This window comes from Streptomyces sp. NPDC059455 (assembly GCF_042750115.1).
GTDB lineage: Bacteria > Actinomycetota > Actinomycetes > Streptomycetales > Streptomycetaceae > Streptomyces > Streptomyces endocoffeicus.
Window position 1 is genome coordinate 831 of record NZ_JBHYVB010000219.1, and the last position, 4556, is coordinate 5386.

The 4556-nt window shown below is 68.4% G+C and carries 2 protein-coding genes; one reads left to right on the forward strand and one right to left on the reverse strand.

Annotation, left to right across the window (positions count from 1 at the left end; translation table 11 throughout):
• On the reverse strand, positions 1–1376 hold a 1376-nt coding region (locus tag ACFXB5_RS44945), incomplete at its 3' end, for a potassium/proton antiporter (RefSeq protein WP_385219677.1).
• Positions 1377–1628: 252 nt separating this feature from the next.
• Between ACFXB5_RS44945 and ACFXB5_RS44950 the strand changes: the two genes are divergently transcribed.
• Complete coding sequence (locus ACFXB5_RS44950) at positions 1629–4397, forward strand: penicillin acylase family protein (RefSeq protein ID WP_385219657.1); 2769 nt, start codon at positions 1629–1631, stop codon at positions 4395–4397.
• The last annotated feature ends 159 nt before the right edge of the window (positions 4398–4556 follow it).

The following is a 4556-nucleotide window of genomic DNA, read 5'->3' on the forward strand; positions in this document are numbered from 1 at the left end:
CGCCGCCCTCTGTCCTCGGGGGGGGTAAGCGTATGACTTTCTTGCTCGGCCGGGTGCCCGTGTGTCCCGCCGCCGCGGGCGCCCCCCCGCAACTCGCCGACCTCGACGCCGTGCATCTTGGACGACTGGGGGATCGACACCGACAGCAGATGGCCGCGCAGCCGCTCCAGTGGCGCCGACTCGATGCCCAGGTCGGCCGGCTCGGGCTCCTCGAGCCGCAGCCGGGGTGCGAGCCAGGGCAGCGTCGGTCCCTGGACCAGGGTGTAGACGATCACCAGCACGAAGACGATGTTGAAGATCCGGCGGCTGTCGGGCACATCGCTGACCATCGGGATGGTCGCCAGCACGATCGGCACCGCCCCGCGCAGCCCGGCCCAGGACAGCAGGGCCTTCTCCCGCCAGGGCAGCCGGAACGGCGCCGTGCTGACCATGACCGACACCGGACGGGCCACCACGGTCAGCACCAGCCCCACCGCGAGGGCGGGCAGGATGTCATCGCCCAGTTCATGCGGCGTGACCAGTAGCCCCAGCAGGACGAACATCCCGATCTGGGCGAGCCAGCCCAGCCCCTCGGCGAAGCCGCGCGTCGCCGGCCAGTGCGGCAGCCGTGCGTTGCCCATGATGAGCGAGGCGAGGTAGACGGCGAGGAAGCCGGACCCGTGCGCCAGCGAACCCTCCGCGTAGGCGGTCACCGCGATGGCGATCACCGCGATCGGGTACAGACCCGAGGCGGGCAGCGCCACATGCCGCAGGCCGTAGGCGCCCAGCCAGCCGACCGCGATGCCGATCACCGCGCCGATCGCCAGCTCCAGGGCGATCGTGCCGATCAGGGAGTACCAGGACTCCATGGGGCCCTGGCTGGAGAAGGCGACCACCAGGATCACCACAGGGGCGTCATTGAAGCCCGACTCGGCCTCCAGGACACCCGTGAGCCGCTTGGGCAGCGGCACCGTGCGCAGCACCGAGAAGACCGCCGCCGCGTCCGTGGACGACACCACCGCGCCGATGATCAGCGCCTGTCGCCAGTCCAGTCCCACCACGTAGTGTCCCGCCGCCGCGGTGATTCCCACGCTCACCGCGACGCCCACGGTGGACAGGACGGCGGCCGCCGGCAGGGCGGGTTTGATCTCGTCCCACTTCGTGCCCAGACCGCCTTCGGCCAGGATGACGACCAGCGCGGCGTAGCCGAGGATCTGCGTCAGCTCGGCGTCGTTGAAGGTGACGCCGATCCCGTCCGTGCCGATGGCGACGCCGATCCCGAGATAGATCAGCAGCGTGGGCAGTCCACTGCGTGATGACACCCTTACGGCCGCCACCGCGAAGAGCAGGACGAGGGAGCAGATCAACAGCAGCTCGTTGAGGTGGTGAACAGTCAGGGGCCGACCCTTTCTCGCGGGAGCGGAGGGAACGCTGCGAAGGGGTCCCTACCGACCGGAACTTCATTGCCTTACCTAACATTTTACGGGATCTTGACGCGAGCCTCCCACGAGAAGGCTTCACCGAGGTGTACGAGCCCGGACGGTGGCCGGTGCGGGGCGTCAGTCATGACTCCGCGTAGGGGCGGCGACAGCGCTGCGCCTATGGTTGCTCCAGCACTCCAGGTTCACCCTGCCCCTCGAAGGACAGCGATGCCCGCCAACACAACCGGCTCTTCTCCCAAAAAGAAGAAGAGCCGACGTCTCCGCCTGATCGTGATCGCAGTCGTGCTGCTGCTCGTCGGGGGCGTCGGCTACGGCGCGTACTGGAGCATCAGTACAGTTCGAGCCTCATTCCCGGAGACCACGGGATCGCTGCAGCTGAAGGGGTTGTCCGGCCCCGTGCAGGTCAAACGTGACGGCTACGGGATACCTCAGATCTACGCCGGCACCTCCGAGGACCTCTTCCGCGCCCAGGGGTTCGTCCAGGCCCAGGACCGCTTCTGGGAGATGGATGTCCGCCGCCATATGACCGCGGGCCGGCTCTCGGAGATGTTCGGTTCCAGCCAGGTGGAGACCGACGCGTTCCTGCGCACCATGGGCTGGCACCGGGTGGCCAAGCAGGAGTACGACACCAAGGTGTCGGCCGACACCAAGAAGTATCTGCGGGCCTATTCCGACGGCGTCAACGCCTACCTCAAGGACCACCAAGGGGACGCGCTGTCGGTCGAGTACGCGGCCCTGGACTTCAAGAACGACGGCTACAAGCCCGAGAAGTGGACCCCGGTCGACTCGTTGGCGTGGCTGAAGGCGATGGCCTGGGACCTGCGCGGCAACATGCAGGACGAGGTGGACCGCGCCCTGGCCTCCAACCGGCTCAGCGCCAAGCAGATAGACGAGCTCTACCCGTCCTACCCGTACAGCCGGAACAAGCCGATCGTCCAGGGCGGCGCCGTCAACGAGGTCACGGACGAGTTCGACCCCAAGGGCACCCCGGCCGGCTCCACGGGCGGCACGGGCGGCACCGGCTCGGTGGACGGAGGGGCCACCGGAGCCGCTCAGGGGCTGCAGACGCAGCTGTCCTCGCTCTCCAAGACCCTGGACGAAGTCCCGGCGCTGCTGGGCCCGAACGGGACCGGTATCGGCTCCAACTCGTGGGTGGTCTCCGGCAAGTACACGACCACCGGCAAGCCGCTGCTCGCCAACGACCCGCACCTGGCGCCCCAGCTGCCGTCCGTCTGGTACCAGATGGGGCTGCACTGCAAGCAGGTCAGCAGCGCGTGTCCGTACGACACGGCGGGCTTCACCTTCGCCGGTCTGCCCGGTGTGGTCATAGGTCACAATCAGGACATCAGCTGGGGTATGACCAACCTCGGCGCCGACGTCAGCGACCTGTACCTGGAGAAGGTCACCTCCGACGGCTATCTCTACGACGGCAAGCAGGTCCCGTTCACCACCCGCGAGGAGACCATCAAGGTCGCGGGCGGCGCGAGCCGTAAGATCACCGTCCGCACCACCAACAACGGCCCGATCGTCTCCGACCGCGACGACGAGCTCGCCGACGTCGGTAAGGACGCCCCGGTGGGCACCGGCGCCGATGACGTGGCGCCCGACCGCGGCGACGGCTACGCGGTGGCGCTGAAGTGGACCGCGCTGAACCCGTCCAACACCATGGACTCGGTCTTCAAGCTCAACACCGCCAAGAACTTCGGCGACTTCCGCAAGGCGGCCAGCGACTTCGCGGTGCCCTCCCAGAACCTCATCTACGCCGACACCAAGGGCAACATCGGCTACCAGGCGCCCGGCCAGATCCCGGTGCGCTCCAAGGGCGACGGCCGCTACCCGGCGCCCGGCTGGGACTCGCGCTACAAGTGGAGCAAGTACATCCCGCAGTCGGCGCTGCCCTGGGAGCTCAATCCGGACCGCGGCTATATCGTCACCGCCAACCAGGCCGTCATAGACAAGAAGAACTACCCGTATCTGCTGACCGACGACTGGGGCTACGGCGCGCGGAGCCAGCGCATCACCGACCTCATCGAGTCGAAGGTCAAGGACGGCGGGAAGATCTCCACGGATGACATGCAGTCCCTGCAGATGGACAACAGCAGCGAGATCGCCAAGCTGCTGACGCCCTATCTGCTGAAGATCGACGTCAAGGACGACTACGTACGCCAGGCCCAGAAGCTGCTGGAGAGCTGGGACTACACCCAGGACTCGGACTCTGCGGCCGCCGCGTACTTCAACGCCGTCTGGCGCAACACCCTCAAGCTGGCCTTCGGCGACAAGCTCCCCAAGGAGCTGCGGGTCAAGGGAGAGTGCCTGCGGGTGCGCCCGGCCGACGACTCGGGTCCGCTGGAGGACCTGAACGGCAACGCCCGGCTGGTGCGTGAATGCGGTAAGCGCGACCCCGACATGGCCCAGCCCGACGGCGGCGACCGCTGGTACGAGGTCGTGCGCAAGATCGTCAAGGACCCGAAGAACGACTGGTGGAAGACGGCGGGCACCCGCAACAAGCCCGGCGCCACCAACCGTGACGAGCTGCTGGGGCAGGCCATGCGGGCCGCGCGCTCGGAGCTCACCGCCAAGCTGGGCAAGGACATCAACAGCTGGAGCTGGGGCCGGCTGCACCGGCTGACGCTGAAGAACCAGACCCTGGGCACCGACGGCCCCGGCGTGGTGCAGTGGCTCCTCAACCGCGGCCCGTGGAACCTCTCCGGAGGCGAGGCGGCGGTCAACGCCACCGGCTGGAACGCGGCCGGCGGCTACGACGTCACCTGGGTCCCCTCGATGCGGATGGTCGTCAACCTCGACAACCTCGACAAGTCGCGCTGGATCAACCTCACCGGCGCCTCCGGCCACGCCTACAACGCGCACTACACGGACCAGACCGAGAAGTGGGCGAAAGGTGAGCTGCTGCCCTGGGCGTTCAACAAGAGCGCCGTGGACAAGTCGACGGAGGACGAGCTGGCGCTCACCCCGTAGCGATCCATGGAGCACCCGGGGCCCCGAAGGGCCCGGTGGCCGTCTGAGGGGCGTTTCCGCCCCCGGCCGGTCCTGGGCCCGTTCGACCCTCGCGGCCCCCCCCGCCCGCGCCGGCCGGGGGCCTGATCGGGGGCGGGGGGGGGATCGGGGGTGGCGCGG

Excerpts from the sequence above, each read along its gene's own strand:
- ACFXB5_RS44950 (WP_385219657.1), top strand. The coding sequence starts at position 1,629 with ATGCCCGCCAACACAACCGGCTCTTCTCCCAAAAAGAAGAAGAGCCGA.